The following is a 21,821-nucleotide window of genomic DNA, read 5'->3' as shown; positions in this document are numbered from 1 at the left end:
ATCTATAAGAAGTTCATTTATAATTCTTTTTGTTTCTGACAAAATGACTTGTTTATTTTTTACAACACGGATGCAGCATAGAAAGTTCGAAGGAACAGAGGCTATCGGGTCTCGTTTATTTTCGGTGAAGATGCTGCGGAGATGGTATCGATAGCCATTTGGGGACGCTCTTTTCCAAAGAGCGGTGCTGTAAATTTCGGCTTGGAAGGTTCGACGATGGTATCGTTTTTCAGTAAGGTGGATATCTGAACGGGATTGGCAATCGTACTTACCGGGACATTACGTTTCCATTCGATGCTTCGTTTTATTGAATCAGTCTCATGTTTGGTGAGCGGGCGGGTAGTGTTCCCGAAAAGGGTCATTAAAACCATTTTGGTGCGTAGGGCCCTTTTCTTGCGTTGCCAGTTACGGTATATTTCGACAGGGTCGAGGAGTCCCACATAAGAGACGCCTATACCGAAAGGCATGGTGTTGGGTGCACTCATCGACCAGCTGTTGACAGGAGCGGGTTTGTCATTGGAGAGAGGCCGTAACAAGTTACGTAATACAAACATATCGACCATTCGCGCGATTGTTTCGTCGTGAAGGCTGGCTATGCTGTCTTTCACTGCGTGCAGTAAAATTACGTTTAACATGAATTCCGATGGATTTTCGGGAAACATGGTTGAGGGACGCATGATGTTTAAAGATGCAGATTCGAGGTGCTCGTTCAGCTTTTTCTGCATGAACCGATCGTTGGGTGTAGAAGAGGGTAGCTGTTCGGTACGGGGCCACGACAATTCACCTCCTTTTATTTCCAATTCCGACCCATTGCCCGGCCGCATGGGAGGAGGCGTGGAAGATTGGGCATATGCGGTGTGGCAGAAAAAAGACAGCCCGCATGTCCAACATAAAAAAACTATTATCGTTCGAGGCGTCAGCATAACAGCTGCAAATATATCTTCTATTTGATAAACTACTCGATGTTTAAAAAGAAATTAACCGATATAATATTATATAAACGTATTTGTAAATACTCCGTAGGATAAAGATATCGAAGTAATTCTTTTTAATGTTTTTTATGTTTATCGGTGTGTCTTGTCGTTTTTAGTGAAAATCAAGTTTATTTGATTTTGTCCATCATTTGCTTCTGACAGCAGTTCGCATTTTTTTGACGACAGTCCAAGACAGGCATGACCCAACAGAGCTAAAATAAATTTTGTTCTATATTCGCCTTGCATTATCTTTGTTCCCGAATAAAGTAAAGAAACTGTTTTGAGTTTTTTCGAGCAGATGTTGTCAATCAGTTTTTCTGTTTTTTCATTTGTGTTATTTTTTCGAGTAAAAAGGACGGACAATGGATTTTGAACTGGTACATACCGATGAGTGTACCCATGCTAGGGCCGGAGTGATAACGACCGATCATGGGAAGATACAGACCCCTATATTTATGCCTGTGGGAACGGTGGCCTCGGTCAAGGCCGTGCATCAGCGCGAGTTGAGGGACGATATTAAGGCACAAATAATCTTGGGGAATACCTATCATCTGTATTTACGTCCGGGATTGGATATATTGCGTCAGGCCGGTGGACTGCACCGGTTTAACGGTTGGGAACGTCCTATTCTTACCGATAGTGGGGGGTTTCAGGTTTTTTCTTTGTCCGACCGTCGGAAACTGACAGAAGAGGGGGCTCACTTTCGTTCGCATATTGATGGCTCGAAACATCTTTTTACTCCCGAAAATGTGGTAGATACCCAACGTATTATCGGAGCGGATATTATGATGGCGCTCGACGAGTGTACTCCGGGCGATGCCGATTACGACTATGCCAAGAAATCATTGGCCTTGACACGCCGTTGGCTCGACCGGGGGTGGAAACACTTTTGCGAAACGGAGGGTTTGTATGGTTATAAGCAAACTTTTTTCCCGATTGTACAAGGCTGTGTCTATCCCGATTTGCGTATAGAGGCCGCGAAGCATGTCGCCGATTTGGGAGCTGACGGTAATGCCATCGGCGGATTGGCGGTGGGTGAACCTACGGAAAAAATGTATGAGATGATAGAGGTTGTCAACGAGGTCTTGCCTCAGGATAAACCACGTTATCTAATGGGGGTGGGGACACCGGCCAATATATTGGAAGGTATAGAGCGGGGTGTCGATATGTTCGACTGTGTGATGCCTACTCGCAATGGGCGTAATGGTATGCTGTTTACCCGTAACGGTATCATGAATATGCGGAATAAAAAGTGGGCCGATGATTTTTCTCCTCTTGACCCGGAGGGAACTTCTTATGTCGATACATGTTACAGTAAAGCCTATTTGCGCCATTTATTCATTAGTGAAGAAATACTGGCCATGCAGATAGCCTCGATACATAATCTGGCATTTTATGTTTGGCTTACTCAGGAGGCACGTTGTCAAATTTTAGCCGGTACATTTAAGTCGTGGAAAGACGAGATGATATGCCGGGTGACTACACGATTGTAAAGAGGGACGAGATGAAGATATTGAAAAAAATAGATATCTATATTATCAAGAAGTTCTTGGGAACTTACTTTTTCGCGATAGCTTTGATTCTCGCTATTACGGTCATGTTCGATATTAACGAGAAATTGGATTCATTTTTGAAAGCACCTTTGTCGGCGACGATATTCGACTATTTTTTCAATTTTCTTCCCTATTTTGCCAATCTGTTTAGTCCTCTGTTTACTTTTATCGCTGTTATATTTTTTACCTCCAAGCTGGCCGACAACTCCGAGGTTATAGCCATGTTGTCGAGCGGTATCAGTTTCAAGCGATTGTTTGTGCCTTATATGGTTTCGGCAGCCATTATCGCTGCATTGAATCTCTATTTGAGTTGCTATGTAATACCACCGGCCAATGTGACTCGTATCGAGTATATGAATACGTATGTCAAAAATAAGCGGGTAGATTATGCCAGTAATATTCAGTTGCAGGTAGAGCCGGGGGTAATAGCCTATATATCGCGCTATGACAATAGTAACAAAACCGGCTATCGTTTTTCTTTGGAGAAGTTCGACAAGAAAGTTCTTCAATCCCGATTGACTGCTCAAACCATTCATTACGATTCGGCTTATCACTGGCGGGTTAACAATTATGTGATTCGTAATTTCAACGGTATGCGGGAGGAATTGATAAAAGGGTCGACGCTCGATACGATTGTACCCATAGAACCTTCGGATTTCTTGATTTCGCAGAACGATAGCGAAGTGATGACTACTCCCGAACTACGGCGTTATATTATCCGTCAAAAAGAGAGAGGGGTCGCCAATATAAAAAATTTTGAGATAGAATATGAGCGGCGTTTCGCTATGGCTGCCGCGGCATTTATCTTGACAGCTATCGGTATGTCGTTGTCTTCCCGGAAGGTAAAAGGGGGTATGGGTATCAATATCGGTATAGGTTTGCTGTTAAGTTTCTCATATATATTATTCTCGACTGTGACCTCTACCTTTGCGGTATCGGGGGCTACTTCACCTATGTTGGCGATGTGGATACCCAATATCATCTATACGGTAATAGCGATCGTGCTATATAAGAAGGCTCCTAAGTAACCTCGCTTTCGAGCGTATTAGTAAAGAAAGGCAGTTTAAATTTTTTATTATAAAAATTAATCCTTATCTTTACTAAATTATTTTTTAATTTTCAGATATAATAATGATTCAAGAAGATTTTGAGCAGCATGTGGTAAAACTGCAAAATGCTCTGTTAGGCTTTGCCAAAAGTCTGACTCATAATGAAGACGAGGCGAAAGACCTATTGCAAGAAACATCGCTTAAAGCGTTGAGCAATAAAGCGATGTATGATGATTCCGGAAGTATTAAAAGTTGGTTATATACTATTATGCGTAATCTTTTCTTGAATTGTCGTCGCCATTCGTCTCGGCAAGAATCTCTTCCTACCGATTTTGAGATACCGGATACCGATGATATGCAAGGTGGAATAGAAGGTGAAGATTCTTTTTCTACAATCGATGTTCAACGTATTATGGATTTGTTGTCTATTGATAATCGTATCCTTTTTGGTTTATACTTGCAAGGATATCGTTATGACGAAATAGCCGACCGTTTACAAATGCCTTTGGGGACGGTGAAGGTGAGAATATATCGAATTAAGCAAGAATTGAGAACATATAAGAAGCAGTTGGTATAACTTATCGCTTGTTGATAATAAGATAAAAAGCCCCGGATTCTCACGAGCCCGGGGCTTTTTTCGTTTATTTAAATCAGGAAGTCAAAAGAGTCTATTGAATATTGGCCCCGCCTCCCATACCGCCGGCCCCACCACTGCTTTCGCTTTTTACATCGTCGTTGGTGATACTGCGTCGAGCTTTCTTAACTGATTCTTTCATTTGCCCGAAACGATAGGTGACTCCTAAGCGTACGTATTGACAAGGATCGTAGTTGTAGTTATCGATACGATATGCATCGTTTTTAATGTGCATGGTAAATTTGCGTTCTTTTGAAAAGGGATCGCTTACCGAAAGGTTCAGTTGAAGTTTCTTTTCAAAAAATGATTGGCTGACACTGAACCCGCAAAATGCCATTGGTGCAGATGTTCCTACCAGCATGCGAAATCCGGAGTAGTAGCCGACGTTGGCACTTATTGCACCGTCTTTCCATGCGTTCCAACGTGCGCCGAGGTATCCGTTGTAATTCCAACCTTTGTTTGAATATCCTGCCGATTTGGAGCTATAATCTCCATATCCCCCGGAGAGGTTGGTGTAGAGGCTGAGGGTAGGAATGATATTTCCCGAAAAAAATACGTTCAAGTTACATTCTCTGGCTTTTCCGATATTGTCGTAAGTTACGTTGGCCACACCGTCTTCGTCCATGAAGATAGTCTGCTCTATCCCATTGTTTTGTATGCGTCCATTCAGTTCGGTGGCTAAGTTTAGTCCTTTTGCCGTAAACAATGTGTATCCTAAGGAGAATGTATGTGATATTTCCGATTCCAAATTAGGGTTACCATATACCAGTTGCATGGGGGTCGAACTGTCTTTGAACGGATTTAGCTGCCAAATTCCGGGCCTACTAAGCCTTTGAGTATAGGATAATTTGAATGTTTGCATATCTCGGGGTTGCCACGATAGGGTGACGTAAGGTACAATGTTGAAAAAATTGTTATCGAACTTTGTTTTTTGGGGTGTTTCCGTGATGTCGTAATTTGTAGTGCGGCCATCGTTCCAAGTCGATTCTAATCGGGCTCCTACTTTCCCGCTCCATTTCTTAACTTTTAGTACATATCCGGCATAGACGCCTAAGATATGTTGTGTATAGTCGAGATCGTTGACCGGGAGCGGTGTTTGTTTCCAATCCTCGGTTGTTTCGTCCCAAATGCTTTTGTCTCTATCTCCATCGCTTACGTTACAGCGCATGATGTATTTTACCCCGCCCTCGATTTGATGCATATCGGTCAAGGGGTCGAAATAGTCTATCTGTATGGTTTGTTCGGTTCCGTGAGCTTTGTTTTTACTTTTTTCGATGTAGTTTTCTGAATGAAGAATTCCCTGATTTTCGGTCGTGTAGTCCGAGTTGTTGGGATTGTACTCGAATTGATACGAGGCTGTTAGCGTGCGGTCTTTTTTTGCGAAAGAGCGTTGGTAGTCGAGAGTCCCCGATACAGAACCGTAGTCGCTGCTGGAACTTCCTAACGAACGATATTGACTGCTGGGAGCATTGGAGCGATTGAAATAAGTTTGATTCAAGTCATTTGTCGATTTGTTGTTTCCCAACCAGCCCCATGCCGAGAAACTGATGAGGTTAAGCGTGTCTATTTCATAACTGGCTTCGATGGACATGTTATGTCCGGCTCCCCGATATTTGGAAGAACCATATACTTCGGAGCGGTAAAATTCATCGTTGGCAAACGTCTCCATAAAAGCTTTCGAGTGACCTCCGTCGCCGTTGGTATAACGGCTTCCGGAGTATCTGCCGGAGAAAGCGAATTTCCCGATTTGGGAAGAGAGATAGACGTTTCCCCCGAAGCCTCCATAGGTGTCGGCATTTGCACCTACACTACCTACGATACCGTTGGTTTCCCGGCGGGAAACTGTGATGATGTTGATGATACCGCCTACACCTTCGGCCTCGTATTTGGAAGAGGGATTCGTGATAACTTCGATATTTTTAATCGTATTGGCCGGCATACTTTTGAGAACTTCTTTGACATTGTCTCCCGACATTACTGCCGAACTTTTCCCATTGACCAATACTTTATAGTTGCTTTGTCCGTTCAACCGTATATTTTCTTCGGCATCGACTGTAATCATGGGAACCTTCCTCAGCATATCCAGTGCATTGTTGCTGGCGGCGTCTGGATCGGCTTCCATATCGTAAGTGATTTTATCGATGTCGCTTTTTATTAAAGGTTTTTGAGCGACGACTGTTACCTCGGATAACTCTGAACTTTCTGTAAGTTTTATGGTTCCTAAATCTTTATTTTTTTCATTTTCCGAAAGTGATATATCGACGTATTTTGTTCCGTAGCCAACCGATGAGACGACCAGACGGTAATTTTGACCCGTCGAAGCTGTGATCATAAACTTCCCTAGTGCGTCCGAAGCAATTCGGCTCAATACTTTTCCTTCGTTGTTCTCTATCCCTATGGTGACAAACGGAATAGCTTCTCCGCTAATCGAATCGGTAACAACCCCGTTTATTTTACAAGCGGTAGTGGCTGCTTGTGCCGCAGTACATAATGAGAATATAAATCCCAATAATATACCTAATTTGAAAACTCTTTTCATTTTTTACCTGATAAAATGTATTGTGGTTTAGTGAAATGATTTGTATTATTCGTCGGTTTTGACATTGATTTTCATTTTGAACGTTCCATGAGTTTCTGCACTGTCGTTATTCGTTTCGGAACCTATGGTTATATTATATTCATTGGACCATGTGTTAACACCGATATTATTGTTGACGAGAGAGAAATCTCTGTATTTTTCTGGAAAAATGGCTGTGCCTATGTTGTTCTCGGTTATTTCCATCGGACGGTTTGTGCAGCTCAATGCAATCAGTCCACCGATGTTATTTTGAAGGAGGCGGATAGGAGCGGTATTTATGCTGTCTTGGAATATTAAGGTCCCTAAGTTTGATGAGACGATATCTGTTTCGCCCGAGGAATTGAGACTGATCTTACTGAGATTGGCATTTGCGATCTTGAATTTTATGTTCGGATTTTTGTTTTCGATAATTAGATTTACTTCTTCCTCATAAATGATATTGTAACTACTATGGGCGTTTCCCGATATACGAATCGTATCTTCGTCGTATCTGTGATTGTCGATAAGGGTCGATTTAGAATCGGCATCGGTCGTAATATTGATTGTAGTGCCGATACTGTCGCTCCCGAAATATTCTTCGGTAATGATATATCGGGTAGGGGTATTCGGATCTGATTTATTCCATAGGGTCTGTATGCCTTTAAGCTTTGATTCGGGAGATAGGTTGTTGACCGTTTTTACGATTACGATAGGAGTGATTATTAGCAAGACGAGGAAAATAATCAGTATAATAGTAGAGCGTTTCATAATTGTGCGTTTGATGTTTTGGAATTTAATTTATCGATGAATTGTTTATACATGAGATCGATTTCTTCCATAGAAATGTTGAGTGTATATATCTGTATGAAGAAACGTTGTAATTCGTTTTTAAGGAACTCGTTACGGCGGTAGCTCTTTATTTTTATTTTGGCATCGGGCGAAACGAAGAACCCTATGCCTCGTTTGTTGAAGATGATGCTCTGGGTCTGCAAGAATTCATAAGAGCGCATGACCGTGTTGGCATTCACTTCCACGAGTGCGGCATATTCGCGTACCGAAGGTATGCGGCTCCCGATGGCATAGTGCCCTAACAGAATCTCGTCGCTGATTCGTTCGGCTATTTGTAAGTAGATGGTTTGGTTCTCTTTGAATTGCATGGCTATCGTTTGGTTTCATTTATTTCCAATTCTTTCATTCTCAAATATCCGATGTATCCTAAAATAATTGTCTCGGCGATTTGGACGGTATTTATAAGCCAAAAGAAATTTGAGCTGTTATCGAAAAATTTTCCTATAAAAAGGTAGGAAACGGCTGAGCCGATTTCTTCATTTGTCAGAAATAAGGAGCAAGAAAATGAAAATACAATAGAAAAAAGAAAAAGAGCCGATACCGTTTTCAAGAAGCTGTTCTTCTGCCACAATGTGGCGCCGAGTGTGAATGTCGCGATTGTGCTAAGTACGGAGGTAACAAAGAATATCGTGGTAAACCCACTGTTTTTCCACATCGAGAAGCAATCCTGCAAAGGTGTTCCCGGATTGAACATTTCGCCTCTTATGGTAGAAGATATTAGCTCCGATGCATATTGGGCTACGACAATGGCTGCGAAAAATAGTAAAGGATATAGGACAATGGTCGACAATAGATGTGCGATATATTTTTCGGCTGTCGATACCGGAACGGTAAGATAGACTACTCGTTTAGAACGTATCCCTATTTGGTCGGCGAGACTTGAACTGCTTTTGGCGATGTAGATGAAAAATCCGAACCAAATAAGCATTTGTGCACCGCTTGATGTAATGAACGGCTGGCCGTCCGTATGGAAAATAAACATCAATAATGTATAAATGCCGGTCAAGGATATAAATTGCAGGGAGAGTCCTCTTTTCCATTCATATACTTGTTTGGTGCAATATTTCCAAAAACGTTTGGGTTGGAATATATGGGCCGTCACAGACCATCTGAAATAGCCTAAACTGAATTTCCCGATTCGTACGGGATCGATGATATCGGTTTCTTTCATGTTCGTATTATTTTGCGGAGGAATTGAATATATTATGAATTACTTCGGGGTCACCTATTGTACAGTTGAAGAGCATTTCAATATCGATTAGCGACTCTTCATCGGTTTCATTGGGCAATATAGCACTATATCCCGCGATAGTCGATACTTTATAGAATGCACCGGCAATCTCACTTTCGTTGCCTCCTTTAATGAACCGAAGTCGAGAGCTTATCGTGTGGGTATCGGCATCGAGTAGTAGAAGTCCGTTGTCGAGTATGGTGATGTGATCGATCATGTTTTCTAAGTCGCGTACTTGATGGGTAGATATGACTATGCTTTTTTGCTCGTTCATACCCGATGCAATGACTTTACGGAATTGGCTTTTTGAAGGAATGTCCATACCGTTGGTCGGTTCGTCCATGAGTAATAAAGGTGTGTTTGTCGCAAGAGCGAAACTGACCAAATATTTTTTCTTTTGTCCCATAGAAGTTTTGGCTAGATTTTTTGTGTTTTCTAACTCAAAATCGGAAAGATATTGATTGAATTGATCGATGTTGAAGTTGGGATAAAACACACTGTTCCGACGGACATAATCGTCGATTGATATGGAAGGGAGATCGAATTCTTCGGGCACAAGGAAAATTTTCTCTAAGGTTTCGGGTAATCGGCGTTTTACTTCAATCCCGTCGAACCGGATAGAACCTTTGTGAGGAAACATCAATCCGCACATCATGTAAAGAAGGGTCGATTTCCCGATCCCGTTCTTCCCTAAGAGCCCGTAAACCGAGCCGGGCTGTATAGTCAGGTTTATCCCATTGAAGATAGGGTTCCCTTTTTTGTGATAACTAAATTCAAGATTTTCAATTTGTAACATGGCGTTTACAATTTGTAGTGTTATGCTGTTTGTGTGTATTAGTTTAATAGTACACTGCAAATGTAGATAATATTTTTTTTATAGCAACAAAAAAACTTATTTTTTTTTCATCGATTTGCAAAAGACATTTTGGATTTGTACTTTTACCCAATAAAAAAATGAAGCTATGAGTCAGGAAGAAGATTTGTTTGCATACGACGAAGACGATGCTGTTCGATATATATTAAATGTATTGCCGCAAGAGTTGAAGGAAAAATATACCCATGACGATATTATCTATGTTACCGATGTTGTGTATGATTACTACGATCAAAAGGGGTTGTTCGACGAGCAGGCCGGAGAAGAAGTAGAACTTGATGAAGAGGACATTATTGCTTTTGCTTGTAAAAGCGCACGTAAAGACGGGGTGAAAATAGAAGACGAGGATATGCCGTTTCTGGTTCGGGGAGAATTGGATTATGAAGAGTCTTTGGGCGTTTTTTGATTAGGGTTCTATGAGAAAAATCGTATTTATATTATTGGCGGTCGTTATATGTTTTTCCCCGGTAGGTGTTTCTTCACAGAATATTTTTCAGAAAGCTGCGAATAAAATATCTTCTTGGTTTTCGGGTGGGGAAAAGGAGCGAGCTTCCGATAAAACGGGACATATAGATATTACGCAGTTGACTCTCGATGAAAATCTTTCTATTCCAGATTTAGGCAAACAGGCTCGTAAGATACGGACTGCCCAATCTAGGGAAATGAAACGTTTGCAAAAAGCTCGGTTGTCCGATTTGAAGTTAATTCGTAATTATGAAGTTCTTAAAGCGACCTTATCGGCTTCGAATCTTTTTTTACCGAACGATACTGTGTTGAGCGATAGGGCCGACATTTATTTGCGACCTTTTTTGGCCGCTTTGCGAGTACCCGATTTCTATCATGTCATGTTGGTGATGCATAGTGACGATACAGGTTCGGAGGCTTATAGTCTTGATTTGACCCGAGCCCGTGCTCATGCTGTTCGAGATTGGTTTACGCGAAATGGAGGAAATACGGATTTTGTCGTTATTTATGAAGCCGGTGCGTTCGATCCGATCGCTTCGAATGAAACTTTGGAAGGACGGGCACGGAATCGTCGCCTCGATATATATTTGATTCCGGGAGAGAAAATGGTAGACATGGCTCGTCGGGGAGAATTGGATAAACGATAGCTCTCGTTGTTTCACAGGAATTTGTTTTTAACTTATCGGCTTTTTCTCTATTTTTGCACGAAAATGTAGAATAGAGGATATAAAAATTCTTGTGTAATAAATTAACAGCATAAAATAATGGCAAAAGAGTTGAAAGATTTGACCAAGCGTGCCGATAATTATTCTCAGTGGTACAACGACTTGGTTGTGAAAGCCGATTTAGCGGAGCAATCGGCAGTACGGGGGTGCATGGTAATAAAGCCCTATGGATATGCGATTTGGGAAAAAATGCAACGTCAGCTCGACGATATGTTTAAGGCGACAGGACATGTAAATGCTTATTTCCCGTTGTTGATACCCAAGTCGTTTTTGAGCCGGGAAGCCGAGCATGTCGAAGGATTTGCCAAAGAATGCGCCGTGGTTACACACTACCGGTTAAAAAATGCAGCCGACGGTTCGGGCGTGGTCGTAGACCCGTCTGCTAAATTGGAAGAGGAATTGATTATCCGTCCTACTTCTGAAACAATTATTTGGAATACTTATAAGAACTGGATACAATCCTATCGCGATTTACCTATTTTGTGTAATCAGTGGGCAAACGTGTTCCGTTGGGAAATGCGCACCCGCCTGTTTTTGCGCACTGCCGAATTTTTGTGGCAAGAGGGACACACGGCACATGCTACTCGTGAAGAAGCCGAAACCGAAGCTCGTCGAATGCTTGATGTTTATGCCGATTTTGCCGAGAATTTTATGGCTGTACCGGTAGTGAAAGGTGTCAAGTCGGCCAACGAGCGATTTGCAGGTGCTCTCGATACTTATACGATCGAGGCGATGATGCAAGATGGAAAAGCGTTGCAGTCGGGAACTTCTCATTTCTTGGGACAGAACTTTGCTAAGGCCTTCGACGTTCAGTTTATCAATAAGAATAATGAACTCGAATACGTATGGGCTACCTCTTGGGGCGTTTCTACTCGTTTGATGGGTGCACTTATCATGACCCATTCCGATGATAACGGGTTGGTATTGCCACCGAAGTTGGCTCCTATACAGGTGGTTATTATTCCTATCTATAAGAATGCAGAGCAGTTGCAAGCTATCGATGCGAAGGCAAACGAAATTGCCGATAAGCTGCGAGTTATGGGAATATCCGTAAAATATGACAATGCCGATAACAAGCGTCCGGGATTCAAGTTTGCCGATTATGAGTTAAAGGGAGTACCTGTACGTTTGGTTATGGGTGGCCGTGATCTCGAAAACGGAACTGTCGAGGTGATGCGCCGCGATACGTTGGAGAAGGAGACCATGTCTGTCGAGAATATAGAGCAGGTGGTAAAAACATTGCTCGACGAGATACAAGCTAATATTTTCCAAAAGGCTCTTAAATATCGTCAGGAACATACGATTACAGTCGACAGCTATGATGAGTTTAAAGAGAAAATCGAGGAAGGTGGCTTTATTCTCGCTCACTGGGACGGAACCACCGAAACGGAGGAACGTATTAAGGAAGAGACGAAAGCGACGATTCGCTGTATCCCGTTCGATGGCGATACGACTCCGGGTGTTTGCATGGTTACCGGAAAACCTTCGGCTCGTCGGGTTTTGTTCGCCCGTTCATATTAAGGGTCTTTATTTGGTAAATGTATAGAAAAGTAGACGACTGTTTGAATTTACTCAAACAGTCGTCTACTTTTTAACTTTCGTTGAGTTCTACCACTGGAATCCTATTTTAACTTGGAACTTATTTCTTGTCCATAGTTCATCTTCAAAAGTATTGTTATAATAGTCTTCACCGGTTAATCCTGTGCATTCATGGTGTATGAATCCTATACCCACGCAAAATTTCCATAGTCGTATTCCTATACTGGCATCGCAATAGAATCCGGAGTATTCGTCTATATTGTATGCATAACCGAGGGATAAACTGACGTATGGTTCTATCTTTTTAGCTACTGGATAGTATCCTTTTAAGTTGATGAATAAAGGTATATTGGAGGTCTCACATAGCCAATCTTTATATCTGTCGTGATAAAACCACAGGTCGCCGTATTCTATACCGATTCCCGCTCCGGCAAACAGGTATTTGTTAATACGTATGCCGTGAGTTGTCGTTAAAGAGAGGCAGATATCGTCACCTGCGTAACCTAAGTAGATGTCTCCTTGATAGCGGGGATATCCTTTTTCGGGAATTTTCTTTTCAGGAACGAATAATGTTTGAGTAGTAGTCGATTCTCCTTGAATGATTTGAGCCGAAGAAAACAGAGGGAGCCATATCAGACAGAATGAAAGGAAGAGTAATTTTTTCATGATGCAATGTATTATTCTGTGAGGGTGAAAGAATCGTTATTTTTTTATGGCGTCAGTATTTTTACTTTTGTTTCCGTAGTTGATAAAGTCGAGCATCCACAAGTCTTCCCGTGTAGCAGGACGTATTTTGCTATAACGAGCAGGGAATCCTTCGATGTTTACTTCGATATATTGGGCAGTCATACGGGTGTTCATCAAAGCACCGACAATGATGTCTGCGTCATGATGTTTTTGAAAGGCCGACAGTGCTAATGCTCTGGCATTTTGAAGGTCGACAGTACCGTCATGGTCGAATCGGAATGTAGTGTCGCATTTTGTTTGGCTTACTTCTAATTCGGCGATTTGGGGTGCAGTGATAACCTCGGATTGGGGATCGACCATACGTCCCTGAGAAGTTTTTTTCTCTGTGATTATTTTTCTGGTTGTTCCTTGTGCGGAAACATTGAGGACATTTGCGAGTAGGATGGTTCCTACCATCAAGTAAGATGTTTTTTTCATAAGGCTGAATTTAATGTTCGTTGCCCGCCAACTCCGATCGGGCATAATAAAAGAAGAAAACGCAGAGTTGTCCGCCTGTTCTGAACTTTAAATATGGCGAAGCGTTTTCGTCGAGTAATTTTTATCGCCCGGTAGCAACACTACTTGTTGTCATGAAAATGATGATACGGCGATATCGACCTGCAAATTAATAAAATTTAAATGGGAAAAAGATGCGGATTATTTGTAATGTGTTGATTTTTAAATATTATATAAAGAATAGAGCACTTTGGAGTATACCTGTTTTTATAAAAAAAGTGAATGATATGCAAGTTTTTTTATTCATTTCAACAATATTCGTTTTTTGATACTGTTGCACCTTTGGCTTCTTTTTTCGGATAATATTTACAATGAAGAGATAAAGAAAGACGGTATGAGTGTAGTATTGTAGAGTATATCTCGATACATGGAATAATGAAAAGGAGTGTCGAATTCTTTCTTATTGCCGGTTTGTGCCCATTTTAGTGTCACACCTTCTTTATCGAAATAGATAGAAATGATATGATTGGACAATATGACCGCTTTTACGCCATCTTTCAATGGTTTATGTTCAGCATCAAACCAAGTGACATTGAAGATGTTCACAAGCCCGGTAGGTTTTAAAATTGCTTTGATCATACCGGTTTCCCATTGATCTTGGAATCTTTGTGCTCCATTGACGTAAAGGAGCAGAATATGCTGTTGGGTAGAAATTGCAGCGAGTTGATAATTCCCGCCTAATCGAATATTGTCCGAGGCAGAAACGGATTGTAGAGGTTCGTAAAAACCTTCAATTTCGTTTGTGCTTATATTCAAATATTCATATAATTTGTCGGCTGTCAGAAAGACTTTTCGCTCTATATATTCAACCGGAGAAAGGGACCAGTTTTTCATTTTTATTTTCGCTCCGCTTCCTATATAGACTCCTGCCGAACTTCCGAAGAGTCTGTCGTCGTGGCAGATTCCTATGCGGCATTCCCGCTCTTTTCCGATGAATATTTCGTATCCTCCGTTAACGGGAACAACGTGTATGCGGTTGTAATCTGTTTCGGGATTGATATATGGGGAAGACAATGTATTCCACGGCGCATGGAAGATTGTATCTCCCTCGGCAACAGTGATGATGCTGTATTGTAATTCGGGAATATGGTAGCCGTATGGATCCGGGTTGCCGGCTCGGAGAAGCAATGCGTGGAAATTTGAAGAGTCGCCATATCCCCATACCACTCCCCATACAGTTTTTTCTACATATCCGGCTTTTGTGATTGTCCCTGTTTGGCTTTGCCGATATACCGGATATTTTTTGTTTTCCCGATTATTTCGATTGGCAATGTCCAACGATAAAGAAGGACGAAACCCTTCTCCCGGGTGTATATCGGTTTCGGTTACGTTGACGATATCTTTTTCGGCTTGATAATTGTAATCGGATAGAATACTGTCTTGGAAAATTGCCTGACGAAAGTTGTCTTTACCTGTGTACCATGTTTGGGCAATGCATTGTCCAATAGAGAATACGCATAAAAAGGTTATGAGGAGCAGACGTGTATTCATACTCATACGATTTGAGGATTATAGATAAAATCTGTCTGTTTCCTCAAAGGTATGAAAATAACTGTAAAATTATCGGGAAAGAGAAAAATTTATCTTTCTATTTGTTTTTCTCTTGCGGATCATTGTACAAAGGAGACGAGTTGGCATTGTTGTTCATGATTTTAGTCCAATCTTTGACCATTTTTTTACTCGTTTTGCAATCGTCGGCTATATTGATAGCTACACCGGAGTAAATAGACGACTCGTCGTTTTTTTTCTTTGTACTCTTTTTCTTTACTTTTGCCATAGTTGATATTTTTAGTCGTTCAATATACCATATTTACCCTTGTTGAAATCTTCGAAGGCTTGAATCAATTCTTTTTGTGTGTTCATTACGAATGGCCCGTATGCTGCGATAGATTCTTTTAAGGGCTCTCCTGAAACTATTAATACAACGCTATTTTTCGATGCAGTGATTGAGAATGCTTCTCCTTCGTATGCAAATAGCAATAAATGGTCTGCTTTTACATCGATAGATTCATTTATATAGATGTTCCCTTCGATGACTAATAAAAAGGTTGTATAATCTTTGGGGAAGGAAAATTCGGCTTTATCACCTTGTGTGAGTCGGGCATTCATTAAATGAATCGGAGAGAATGTCATTGCCTTTCCTTTTTTTCCTGCATATTCTCCGGCGATTATTTCTATATAGCTATTATTCCCCGATAGATAGACTCGTTCGAAATCATTGGACGCTAAGGCTTGATAACGAGGTTTCTCTTCTTTGTACTTCCGTGGCAGGTTTACCCATAGTTGTACCATTTGAAAATCACCTCCTTCCCGAGCCCATTCTTCTTCGTAATATTCCTTATGGAGGACTCCCGAAGCCGCTGTCATCCATTGAACATCACCTTCACCGATAATTCCTGCATTTCCGGCGCTATCGTGGTGGGCGATCCGGCCTTTGTAGGCTAAGGTTACGGTTTCGAATCCCCTATGAGGGTGAACTCCTACACCTTTGGGTTTCGAACTTGCTTCGACATGCTGTTTGGCATTGTAGTCGAGCATCAGGAATGGGTCCATACGCTTCATGTCCAGCCCCTTTACACTAGGAATGAATTGGTGTACTTTGAATCCGTCGCCGACCATGTGAGATGCCGGTGGGGTAAATATTGCTTCTATACGTTTTAATTTCATGATTACTGTTTTGAATAATAACAAATATGTAGTGATGAAAGTTCTTTGTGGGTGAAAAGTATAAAGGGGAAATTATATGTTTACATTACTGTTTCTCTACCTTTCGGGAATGTGAGTATATTAATAGGTAAAAAATATTTTTATAGTTCATTTTTTCATTACATTTGCATACGAAACGAAACAAAAACAATATAGAACGAAACACGCGATTAAATCTAATTCAAAAATAAAGAAAGATGCTAAAAAAAATTATTGACTTTTATCGGGCTTTACCTCCGGCAGAAAGGCCCGTGTCATTAACTGATGAAGAGGCTGTGAAGCTGACAAAGAAATTGAGACTACAAAGTTTTTTTGCCGGGACATTGGGGTATAGCCTTTATTATGTTTGCCGTACGGGACTAAATGTGGTAAAGACACCTATCGTTGAAAGCGGAATGTTGAATGATCAGCAATTGGGTATTGTCGGTTCGGCTCTCCTTTTTGCGTATGCTATTGGAAAATTTGTCAATAGTTTTATGGCTGACCACTCTAATATTAAGCGATTTATGGCAACCGGACTAATTGTCTCGTCGGTCGCTAACCTTATTGTAGGGTTATTAGGTATGACGAGTGGGTTAGCCGGGCTATCGTCTATGGCGTTTTTTGTCTGCTTTTTTATTATGTGGGCGATAAACGGTTGGTCTCAATCGATGGGGGCTGGTCCTGCCATTATTGCATTATCTCGCTGGTTTCCGCCGAAAGAGCGAGGAACTTATTATGGATTTTTCAGTGCTAGTCATAATTTAGGAGAGTTTTTATCTTTTATATTCGTTGGGTCTGTCGTAGGTTGGCTCGGGTGGCAAGCCGGTTTTGTCGGTTCTTTTATAGCAGGTGCAATAGGAGTCGTTATTATTATTTTCTTTTTACATGATAGTCCGGAAAGTAGAGGGCTTCCTCATGTAGGAAATCCGCCGAAAGAATCGACCAATAAGGCTCAGAAAGGAGTATTGAAGAATCCGTACGTCTGGATTTTGGCATTGGCCAGTGCGTTTATGTATGTTAGCCGATATGCGGTGAACAGTTGGGGAGTACGTTTCTTGGAGATGGAAAAAGGGTATTCGTTGGAATTGGCAACTACGGTGATTGGTATAAATGCTCTGTTAGGAATATTCGGAACTGTGCTTTCTGGCTGGTTTTCCGATAAATTTTTCAAGGGGAAAAGAAATATGCCGGCTTTTATTTTCGGTGTGCTCAATACGATTGCATTGACCTTATTCCTGTTGGGAGGAGATAGCCTTGTACTCAATGTGATAAGTATGATTCTTTTTGGTATTGCTATCGGGGTGCTGATTTGTTTCTTGGGAGGGTTGATGGCTGTCGATATTGTTCCTCGTAATGCGACCGGTGCGGCATTGGGTGTCGTTGGTATGGCGAGTTATATTGCAGCCGGTTTACAAGATGTGATATCGGGTACACTAATAGAGAATTTTAAGGTTGTATCCGACGGTGTTGTGACGTATGATTTTTTACCGGTTTCTATTTTCTGGATAGGGGCTTCGATTTTATCATTCGTTTTAGCTTTGTTCGTATGGAATGTTAAGCCGGCGGAGTAATTATATTTTACTATCGACAAAAAAAAGCAGACACGTAAAATCGTGTCAGCTTTTTTGTTTGTATTTGTATGAGATTATTTACCGGGAGAGGTTTCATTCGATTCATTTGCCGGGCTTGAAGTTGGTGTGTTCGGTGTGGTTTCTTCCCAATGGAATGGTTCGAATTGGCTGTCGCTGTTTGTCCAACTGGGTTTGCGAGATGAATAAATAATAAATGGCGCGATAACGACTATCAGGGCTCCTATAATGAGAACAGAAAACCATACGGCATTACTGCCGACCGATATTTGACTAGGAGGAATAAAACTTAGAACGAAGGCAAGAAGCGAACCGCAGAATCCCAATCCTCCTATGAACCACATTAATCCGTTTCCTTTGTTTCCTATTCGGAATGGGCGATTGGTTTTTTTCATATTGTATCGTAGATAAATTGCGGCAGAGAACATTAACATATACATAATCAGATAAAGAACTACCGTTAACTGAGACATGATTTGGTAAAAACTTTGTACCGAAGGCATAATAACGAATAATAGACTTAATAATGTAACTGCACCTCCTTGTAAATAAAGAATATTTTTCTGTACTCCTATTTTATTGGTTTTTTGGAAAAAAGGAGGAAGGTATCCGGCACGGCCTACTGCGAAGATTCCTTTTGACGGACCGGCTACCCAAGTCAGTACTCCGGCTAAAACACCGAATGCAAGAGCTATGGCTATTATGGGGGATAACCAAGACGCTTTAATAAAGTTGAAATAGTTGTCGAATCCGACTAAAAGACTTTGTGTTAGGTTGATATCTTTTTGAGGAATAATGATCCCGAGGGCGAATGTACCTAAAACAAAGATTAGGACTGTAATGGCGGAGCCTATGAAAACGGCTTTGGGATAATTTTTAGACGGATTATTTATATCTTTTACGTGTATACCGCCCATCTCCATTCCGGCATAGAATAAGAAGATACTGGCGGCTAAAACGAGATTGTCGAAATTGGTGAAATCGGGGAGGAAGTTGCCTGAAAAATCCATTTGGGATTTACCTCCCATTAGTAGATATACAATTGCCAAAATGACTAAAAGTCCGGCGGGAATGATTGTACCGACCAAACCGCCTATTTTGGCGACTTTTCCTACCCAGCCTAAACCTTTCAATGAGATGAATGTCGCTAGCCAATAAATGAATAGTACGACCGCTAATGTGTAGAAACGGTTGGAAGCCAATAACATGTCCCCTGTATGATCCATGCCTATAAATGCTATGGCGACAGCTCCGAAGGTTAGTACGGTAGGATACCAAATAGTACTTTCTATCCATTGTAACCAAATGGCAAGGAATCCGGCTTTTTTACCGAATGCTTCTCCTACCCAACGAAAGACTCCGCCTTGCTTGTCTTGAAACATGGCAGCCAGTTCGGCTGCGACTAGCGCCGTAGGAATGAGGAATACTAAGGCTGCGAATAGATAATAGAACGCTGAACTGACTCCATATTCAGCTTCGGCAGGTAGTCCCCGGAGGGATACGACAGCCGTTACATTCATAATTGCAAGCGTAAATACGCCTAATTTTACTGATTTTCCGATGTTTGCCATATTTGTTGATATTAAGTTTACTAATAGGAGCATCTACATTCGTGTAGATAAACAAACGTCGGTCGCTTGTTGTTTTATCGTCGCATAATTTATGAGGAAAGAAAAATGGGAAAAAATATAATCGGGGGGTGGAGAAATTATGAGTCGAGAATTTATGGCATATTGCACATATTGATTTTATTGTTATCGGTTTTTCTGATTATAACCATATCGATAGATACATTTCGTAACATATCTTTCTTGAATCAAGGGAATTATATGGAAATACAATTATGGATATGCAGTTTCTTTATGTTCGATTTTTTGTTGGAATTTGTTTTATCCGATCATAAATGGAAATATCTTAGAAACCGATTTATCTTTTTTCTCGTATCGATACCTTATTTGAATATATTTTCCTATTTGAATTTAAATTTTTCTTCCGAGACTTATTATTTTCTTCGGTTTATTCCGTTAGTGAGAAGCGGATATGCTTTGGCTATCGTGGTAGGGTGGTTATCCTATAATAAAATATCGAGCTTGTTTATTTCGTATGTTACCATGCTTATGGCGACAGTTTACTTTTCGAGTCTTATATTTTTTGTTTTAGAACATGCGGTTAATCCAATGGTTACTCGGTATACCGATGCTTTGTGGTGGGCTTTTATGGACGTGACGACAGTAGGTTCGAACATCTATGCCGTTACCGCTACCGGAAAGATTCTTTCGGTCGTTTTGGCTGCATTGGGTATGATGATGTTCCCTATTTTTACGGTCTATGTGACGAGCCTATTGCAAAAATTCAATGCACAAGATAAGGAGACACAAAAACCGTAGGCCGGTAGGTATAGGTTTTAGCATCGTCCTTTTCGTTGATTTTGTGCTATTTTAGTACAAGCTCTACGATGTAGTCGATTTCGTTCGGTATTTGGGGATATTTCAATAATGTACCGTCTTTATCTTGTTTGAATTCGATGGGAGCTTGATTTGAAAATTTCATTGCCTTTTTTATTGGGGCTTTCAGTGGTATATAGAGTCCATTTTCTTTCAAGTCCAAAATATGGATAAAGAGGCGATTCCCTTTTCGAGTGGATACTCCCCAGCTATGTGGGGGAATATCGCCACCTCTGGTGTCGTAAATGGTTTCGCCGTATTCCGATAGCCACTTACCCATACCATTTAAACGGTCTATTGCCAAAGCCGGGAGCTCTCCATTGGGCTGCGGACCTATATTTAATAACAAGTTAGCATTTCGTCCGGCTGTGCGAACGAGATAATGAATCAGAGCCTTAGTAGATTTGTAATTTTGGTCAGTGATTTTATACCCCCACATACCATTCATAGTTTGACAGGTCTCTAATGGGAGGGCGCTTATTGCCTGAGTAGAATAGCCTGCTGTGTTTTCACCGGGGACGTCTCTTTCGAAGATTTGTATATCTTCTCCTGCATATACGTCTCGGTGGTGATTATTCCCAATGAGGCATGCCGGTTGTAGCTTGTGTATCAAATCATATTGCTCTTTTAGTTGCCAATCGAAATTGGAGGGACGGTCCCATACTCCGTCGAACCATATAGCTCCGATCGGCCCATAATTGGTTAGTAGTTCTGTAAGCTGGTTATTCATGAACCGATAATAACTGGGCCAATCTCCGTGTCCATTGGGACGACCGGTTCCTTTTCCGGTATTGCCTCCGGCCGGGTAATCTTCTCTACGCCAGTCTATATGAGAATAATACAAATGGAGCTTAATGTCTTGTTTGTGGCATTCATCGGCCAATTCTTTTAAAATATCGCGTTTAAAAGGTGTCGCATCTACGATATTAAAGTCGGACTGTTGGGTGTGAAACATAGAAAATCCATCATGGTGTCGGCTGGTAATACAAATGTATTTTGCCCCTGAGGCCTTGATTGCCGATACCCACTCGGCTGCGTTGAACCGAGACGGATAAAATCCTGATGCCAATTTTTCATATTCTCGCCAGTCGATGTTGTGATTGGTCATGTACCATTCTCCTTGTGCCAACATGCTGTAAATGCCCCAGTGTATGAAGATTCCGAATTTGTTGTCTTGAAATTCTTTTCGAGCTTCGATATTCTTTTGCGATGGTATATAACTGTCGATTGTCTGTGCGAATGAAATATTCCAAGATAAAAGAGATGTAGTAATGGCTAAACCTATTTTTTGGATCATTTTGTTTTTCATGTTATGTGAATTTTCAGTAAAGATATGGATAATATGGAAAAAATATTGAACAAAGATAGCAAAAAGAAACCCAAATAGTTTACTCTATCTGGGTTTCTT

At 41.1% G+C, this 21,821-nt stretch carries 21 protein-coding genes; 8 read left to right on the top strand and 13 right to left on the bottom strand.

Features of this window, described 5'->3' with window-relative positions:
- Positions 1-101 precede the first annotated feature (101 nt).
- Positions 102-923 (bottom strand): hypothetical protein, encoded by an 822-nt coding sequence (locus tag QVD32_RS01815; RefSeq protein WP_021892166.1) that lies wholly within the window; start codon positions 921-923, stop codon positions 102-104.
- A gap of 413 nt (positions 924-1,336) precedes the next feature.
- Between QVD32_RS01815 and tgt the strand changes: the two genes are divergently transcribed.
- The 3 genes from tgt to QVD32_RS01800 all read left to right on the top strand — a co-directional run bounded on the left by tgt (position 1,337) and on the right by QVD32_RS01800 (position 4,153).
- The gene (gene tgt, locus QVD32_RS01810) at positions 1,337-2,467 is read left to right on the top strand and encodes a tRNA guanosine(34) transglycosylase Tgt (protein ID WP_021892167.1); all 1,131 of its coding nucleotides are present in this window, start codon (positions 1,337-1,339) and stop codon (positions 2,465-2,467) included.
- Positions 2,468-2,478: 11 nt separating this feature from the next.
- Complete coding sequence (locus QVD32_RS01805) at positions 2,479-3,555, top strand: LptF/LptG family permease (protein ID WP_040295901.1); 1,077 nt, start codon at positions 2,479-2,481, stop codon at positions 3,553-3,555.
- Between the two features lie 103 nt (positions 3,556-3,658).
- The gene (locus tag QVD32_RS01800; protein ID WP_008860829.1) at positions 3,659-4,153 is read left to right on the top strand and encodes an RNA polymerase sigma factor; all 495 of its coding nucleotides are present in this window, start codon (positions 3,659-3,661) and stop codon (positions 4,151-4,153) included.
- A gap of 91 nt (positions 4,154-4,244) precedes the next feature.
- On the opposite strand, the gene QVD32_RS01795 is transcribed toward QVD32_RS01800, so the two are convergent.
- The 5 genes from QVD32_RS01795 to QVD32_RS01775 are packed head-to-tail and all read right to left on the bottom strand — an operon-like array spanning position 4,245 to position 9,643.
- Entirely contained in the window at positions 4,245-6,749 is a 2,505-nt protein-coding gene (locus QVD32_RS01795; RefSeq protein WP_118687555.1) for a TonB-dependent receptor, read from the bottom strand.
- 45 nt (positions 6,750-6,794) lie between these two features.
- Positions 6,795-7,535: a hypothetical protein gene (locus QVD32_RS01790; protein ID WP_021892169.1), complete on the bottom strand. Its 741-nt coding sequence runs from the start codon at positions 7,533-7,535 to the stop codon at positions 6,795-6,797.
- Positions 7,532-7,924: a GntR family transcriptional regulator gene (locus tag QVD32_RS01785; protein WP_008860826.1), complete on the bottom strand. Its 393-nt coding sequence runs from the start codon at positions 7,922-7,924 to the stop codon at positions 7,532-7,534. The genes QVD32_RS01790 and QVD32_RS01785 overlap by 4 nt, the downstream gene beginning before the upstream one ends.
- A gap of 2 nt (positions 7,925-7,926) precedes the next feature.
- Entirely contained in the window at positions 7,927-8,787 is an 861-nt protein-coding gene (locus QVD32_RS01780) for a hypothetical protein (RefSeq protein WP_021892170.1), read from the bottom strand.
- Positions 8,788-8,794: 7 nt separating this feature from the next.
- Complete coding sequence (locus QVD32_RS01775) at positions 8,795-9,643, bottom strand: ABC transporter ATP-binding protein (protein ID WP_195241987.1); 849 nt, start codon at positions 9,641-9,643, stop codon at positions 8,795-8,797.
- 166 nt (positions 9,644-9,809) lie between these two features.
- On the opposite strand from QVD32_RS01775, the gene QVD32_RS01770 reads away from it, so the two are divergent.
- The 3 genes from QVD32_RS01770 (at position 9,810) to proS (ending at position 12,432) form a co-directional block, all read left to right on the top strand.
- A complete protein-coding gene (locus QVD32_RS01770; protein WP_021892172.1) occupies positions 9,810-10,127 on the top strand; it encodes a hypothetical protein in 318 nt (105 codons plus the stop codon).
- Between the two features lie 10 nt (positions 10,128-10,137).
- Positions 10,138-10,833: an OmpA family protein gene (locus QVD32_RS01765; protein WP_008860822.1), complete on the top strand. Its 696-nt coding sequence runs from the start codon at positions 10,138-10,140 to the stop codon at positions 10,831-10,833.
- Positions 10,834-10,950: 117 nt separating this feature from the next.
- The gene (proS, locus tag QVD32_RS01760; RefSeq protein ID WP_021892173.1) at positions 10,951-12,432 is read left to right on the top strand and encodes a proline--tRNA ligase; all 1,482 of its coding nucleotides are present in this window, start codon (positions 10,951-10,953) and stop codon (positions 12,430-12,432) included.
- Between the two features lie 87 nt (positions 12,433-12,519).
- Here proS and QVD32_RS01755 read toward each other — a convergent pair whose 3' ends face one another.
- The 5 genes from QVD32_RS01755 to QVD32_RS01735 form a co-directional block, all read right to left on the bottom strand.
- On the bottom strand, positions 12,520-13,116 hold the full coding sequence (locus tag QVD32_RS01755; protein WP_008860820.1) for a hypothetical protein: 597 nt from the start codon (positions 13,114-13,116) through the stop codon (positions 12,520-12,522).
- 36 nt (positions 13,117-13,152) lie between these two features.
- Complete coding sequence (locus tag QVD32_RS01750; RefSeq protein ID WP_147401619.1) at positions 13,153-13,614, bottom strand: hypothetical protein; 462 nt, start codon at positions 13,612-13,614, stop codon at positions 13,153-13,155.
- Positions 13,615-13,998: 384 nt separating this feature from the next.
- The gene (locus QVD32_RS01745; protein ID WP_195241988.1) at positions 13,999-15,183 is read right to left on the bottom strand and encodes a hypothetical protein; all 1,185 of its coding nucleotides are present in this window, start codon (positions 15,181-15,183) and stop codon (positions 13,999-14,001) included.
- 97 nt (positions 15,184-15,280) lie between these two features.
- Complete coding sequence (locus QVD32_RS01740; protein WP_008860817.1) at positions 15,281-15,469, bottom strand: hypothetical protein; 189 nt, start codon at positions 15,467-15,469, stop codon at positions 15,281-15,283.
- Positions 15,470-15,480: 11 nt separating this feature from the next.
- Positions 15,481-16,359 (bottom strand): pirin family protein, encoded by an 879-nt coding sequence (locus QVD32_RS01735; RefSeq protein WP_021892175.1) that lies wholly within the window; start codon positions 16,357-16,359, stop codon positions 15,481-15,483.
- 236 nt (positions 16,360-16,595) lie between these two features.
- On the opposite strand from QVD32_RS01735, the gene QVD32_RS01730 reads away from it, so the two are divergent.
- Positions 16,596-17,951, top strand: a complete 1,356-nt coding sequence (locus tag QVD32_RS01730) for an MFS transporter (protein ID WP_021892176.1) — start codon at positions 16,596-16,598, stop codon at positions 17,949-17,951.
- A 74-nt stretch (positions 17,952-18,025) separates the two neighbouring features.
- Here QVD32_RS01730 and gadC read toward each other — a convergent pair whose 3' ends face one another.
- The gene (gadC, locus tag QVD32_RS01725; RefSeq protein ID WP_008860814.1) at positions 18,026-19,540 is read right to left on the bottom strand and encodes a glutamine/gamma-aminobutyrate antiporter GadC; all 1,515 of its coding nucleotides are present in this window, start codon (positions 19,538-19,540) and stop codon (positions 18,026-18,028) included.
- Between the two features lie 105 nt (positions 19,541-19,645).
- Between gadC and QVD32_RS01720 the strand changes: the two genes are divergently transcribed.
- Complete coding sequence (locus QVD32_RS01720) at positions 19,646-20,356, top strand: potassium channel family protein (protein ID WP_051008882.1); 711 nt, start codon at positions 19,646-19,648, stop codon at positions 20,354-20,356.
- Positions 20,357-20,402: 46 nt separating this feature from the next.
- On the opposite strand, the gene QVD32_RS01715 is transcribed toward QVD32_RS01720, so the two are convergent.
- Positions 20,403-21,722, bottom strand: a complete 1,320-nt coding sequence (locus QVD32_RS01715; RefSeq protein WP_021892177.1) for an alpha-L-fucosidase — start codon at positions 21,720-21,722, stop codon at positions 20,403-20,405.
- Between the last annotated feature and the right edge of the window lie 99 nt (positions 21,723-21,821).

The sequence above is a fragment of the Barnesiella sp. genome (genome assembly GCF_022723415.1).
Lineage (GTDB): Bacteria > Bacteroidota > Bacteroidia > Bacteroidales > Barnesiellaceae > Barnesiella > Barnesiella intestinihominis.
Note: the sequence above shows the minus strand (reverse complement) of the source record. Positions and strands in the feature narration are given on the sequence as shown.

Excerpts from the sequence above, each read along its gene's own strand:
- QVD32_RS01805 (WP_040295901.1), top strand. The coding sequence starts at position 2,479 with ATGAAGATATTGAAAAAAATAGATATCTATATTATCAAGAAGTTCTTG.
- QVD32_RS01720 (WP_051008882.1), top strand. The coding sequence starts at position 19,646 with ATGGGAAAAAATATAATCGGGGGGTGGAGAAATTATGAGTCGAGAATT.
- QVD32_RS01780 (WP_021892170.1), bottom strand. The coding sequence starts at position 8,787 with ATGAAAGAAACCGATATCATCGATCCCGTACGAATCGGGAAATTCAGT.
- QVD32_RS01800 (WP_008860829.1), top strand. The coding sequence starts at position 3,659 with ATGATTCAAGAAGATTTTGAGCAGCATGTGGTAAAACTGCAAAATGCT.
- QVD32_RS01790 (WP_021892169.1), bottom strand. The coding sequence starts at position 7,535 with ATGAAACGCTCTACTATTATACTGATTATTTTCCTCGTCTTGCTAATA.
- QVD32_RS01750 (WP_147401619.1), bottom strand. The coding sequence starts at position 13,614 with ATGAAAAAAACATCTTACTTGATGGTAGGAACCATCCTACTCGCAAAT.
- QVD32_RS01765 (WP_008860822.1), top strand. The coding sequence starts at position 10,138 with ATGAGAAAAATCGTATTTATATTATTGGCGGTCGTTATATGTTTTTCC.
- QVD32_RS01755 (WP_008860820.1), bottom strand. The coding sequence starts at position 13,116 with ATGAAAAAATTACTCTTCCTTTCATTCTGTCTGATATGGCTCCCTCTG.
- QVD32_RS01770 (WP_021892172.1), top strand. The coding sequence starts at position 9,810 with ATGAGTCAGGAAGAAGATTTGTTTGCATACGACGAAGACGATGCTGTT.
- QVD32_RS01715 (WP_021892177.1), bottom strand. The coding sequence starts at position 21,722 with ATGAAAAACAAAATGATCCAAAAAATAGGTTTAGCCATTACTACATCT.
- QVD32_RS01775 (WP_195241987.1), bottom strand. The coding sequence starts at position 9,643 with ATGTTACAAATTGAAAATCTTGAATTTAGTTATCACAAAAAAGGGAAC.
- QVD32_RS01730 (WP_021892176.1), top strand. The coding sequence starts at position 16,596 with ATGCTAAAAAAAATTATTGACTTTTATCGGGCTTTACCTCCGGCAGAA.
- QVD32_RS01745 (WP_195241988.1), bottom strand. The coding sequence starts at position 15,183 with ATGAATACACGTCTGCTCCTCATAACCTTTTTATGCGTATTCTCTATT.
- QVD32_RS01735 (WP_021892175.1), bottom strand. The coding sequence starts at position 16,359 with ATGAAATTAAAACGTATAGAAGCAATATTTACCCCACCGGCATCTCAC.
- tgt (WP_021892167.1), top strand. The coding sequence starts at position 1,337 with ATGGATTTTGAACTGGTACATACCGATGAGTGTACCCATGCTAGGGCC.
- QVD32_RS01785 (WP_008860826.1), bottom strand. The coding sequence starts at position 7,924 with ATGCAATTCAAAGAGAACCAAACCATCTACTTACAAATAGCCGAACGA.
- QVD32_RS01740 (WP_008860817.1), bottom strand. The coding sequence starts at position 15,469 with ATGGCAAAAGTAAAGAAAAAGAGTACAAAGAAAAAAAACGACGAGTCG.
- proS (WP_021892173.1), top strand. The coding sequence starts at position 10,951 with ATGGCAAAAGAGTTGAAAGATTTGACCAAGCGTGCCGATAATTATTCT.
- QVD32_RS01795 (WP_118687555.1), bottom strand. The coding sequence starts at position 6,749 with ATGAAAAGAGTTTTCAAATTAGGTATATTATTGGGATTTATATTCTCA.
- gadC (WP_008860814.1), bottom strand. The coding sequence starts at position 19,540 with ATGGCAAACATCGGAAAATCAGTAAAATTAGGCGTATTTACGCTTGCA.
- QVD32_RS01815 (WP_021892166.1), bottom strand. The coding sequence starts at position 923 with ATGCTGACGCCTCGAACGATAATAGTTTTTTTATGTTGGACATGCGGG.